Here is a 2089-nt window from a genome sequence, read left to right as displayed (position 1 = left end):
GTAAGGATCCCATCCGTACGAAAACGCAAAAAATTTGGGCGCTCGGTAGAGCGCCCTTTCGCTTTTAGGTGGATCAGTCTGCGCTGCGCTTGCGCCGGTACTTGTCAGCGCATCGAGCGGGGAGCCATGCGGCAAAGTCAAAGCCCTTCTGCAGCTCTTCCATGTCGTACTTCATGATCCGGCGGTTCGGGTCCTTCCCATCGTAGAGCGCCTGGCTCCAGGCCTCCTCCACGCAATACAGGTAGAGTGCTCGGCTGTAGTCGAGCAGCCAGCGGCGTACGTCGAAGTCGTTCAGGCGGCCGGTCTGCACCACGGAAAGCGCATGGGCGCATGCCTTCATGCCCCGCACGGTCTGCATAAAGTAGATGTTCTTGCGCAGCACCGTCAGCGGCCGGATGCGTCCCTCCACGATGTCCGAGGACGGCGGCACACGGGAGTCGCTCAGAAATACCCTGAGGTTCTCCCTCTGATTCATGTAGTAGCGGCAGGGCTCGGCATATCGATCTGCTCTGCTTGCGGCTCTCCAGCCGCCGCCCCGCTTGTTCTGAATCAGCCGTCCCTTGCTCAGCTCCATCATGAGGTCGTCGATGTCATTCATCAGGTCGGCAGACAGGTCTTTCCGTTCTCTCTCTCTGCGTTTGAGCCAGTCTGCTTCGCTTTCACCTTCCTTGCGGCTGCAGCGCTTCTCCAGGGCATAGATTTCTCCGATCCCTGCAAGCACGATCAGCAGAAGCCGGTCCGGGTCATCCTTCTTCAAATTTTCGGCGCTGATCTTCACGAGCTCCTCGTCGCTCATGGCCTCGGCCTGCTGCCGCAGGAGTTCGGAGCCGAGCGCCTGGCAGACGACGCGGCGAAAGTGCGTGAGGCAGCTTTGGCGCTGCGCGCGGTTCTCTCGCCCGAAGCCCTCGTTGATCATGCTTTGATAGGCCGAATACCCATCGCTTACGAGTACGTCGCACTTCAGGTCGTTCATGAGCTTGCGCAGACTCGCCTTGCTCCTCGTGCGCAGGAAGGAGTAGTGCACGATCGGATTGTCAGCCTCTGCCGGCGTGGTCATGGCAAGCAGGTAGCACTGTGAGGAGTGCGATTCCTCCTCAGCGTCGTCTTCCTTCTTGTCGAAGGCTGTTTCGTTTTCGCAGGCGGCCTTGTCGTTCTTCTTCGAGACGTGCCCGCCGCCCTGAGCCTCCTTGGTGTCGAAGGTCGTTTCGTCGGCACAAACTACTGCACGGGTTTCGAGGTCCTTCCGGAATTCCTCGTCCAGCGGCTTGAGATAGATCTCAGCAAAGTCCCGGAAATTCCGGGGAATGGTGTCGTTGCCGAGCTGCCCGGCTTCCTTCATTTCATCGGTGCTCCGCGCCAGCGGCGTGCCCTGAGCCAGTTCGAATGCGCTGTCCACCATCTGCGCAATGGCAATGCTGCGGTTGGGCACAATCGGCAGGGGCAGGTCTTCGGCCGTCACAATATGCGCATGGCCGCAAGCCCTGCAAACCATGAGGTCCTGCCGGGTCTCAATCTGCTCGATCCGGGCTCCCAGCGCCGCATGCTTCGTCAGCAGCCGTTCCTTGATCTCCGCAATCGGCTCGAGCTTCCCGCTGCCGCACTTGCGGCACTTTTCATGGGCTCCTGCCCGGGCCTCCCGCGTCTTATGCGGGATATCGGGGTGCGTAACCCGCCTTCCCGCGGGCTTCTGAGGGATGAGCGCCGCCGGGCGCATCTTCATGCTCTTTTCTATGTTGGCCGCAGCGCGCTTAAACGTCGCATCTGCGGGCAGTCCTTCGGCGGCCTGGATCGTTGCCTGCACCTGCCGCCTCATCTGCCTCATGCTGTTCTCAAGGCTGCTGAAGGTCTTTCTGGCCTCATCAAGCGCCGCCTTGCCTTCCTCCGGTTTAGGAGCAGGCTTCAGAGCCTCGCTGCTCCTGCCGAAAATCTGCTGCCGGTACTGGCAGGCATCCTTGCTGAATCGCACGAGATCTTTGCAGAGCGTGCGTACCTGCGACAGAATATCGAGGCTGAGGAAGTCGCCGTAGACGCCGACAGAGCGGTCAAACTCCCGGACTGCCGTCTGAATGGCAGGGAGATTTTCAATCAT

General features: G+C 60.3%; 1 protein-coding gene. It reads right to left on the bottom strand.

Annotated elements, in window-relative coordinates; translation table 11 throughout:
* Window positions 1-73: 73 nt before the first annotated feature.
* On the bottom strand, window positions 74-2089 hold a 2016-nt coding region (locus Q0106_RS11840; RefSeq protein WP_297613274.1), incomplete at its 5' end, for a transposase.

This window comes from uncultured Sutterella sp., assembly GCF_937923675.1.
Classification (GTDB): domain Bacteria; phylum Pseudomonadota; class Gammaproteobacteria; order Burkholderiales; family Burkholderiaceae_F; genus Sutterella.
This window is presented reverse-complemented; position numbering and strand designations above follow the sequence as displayed.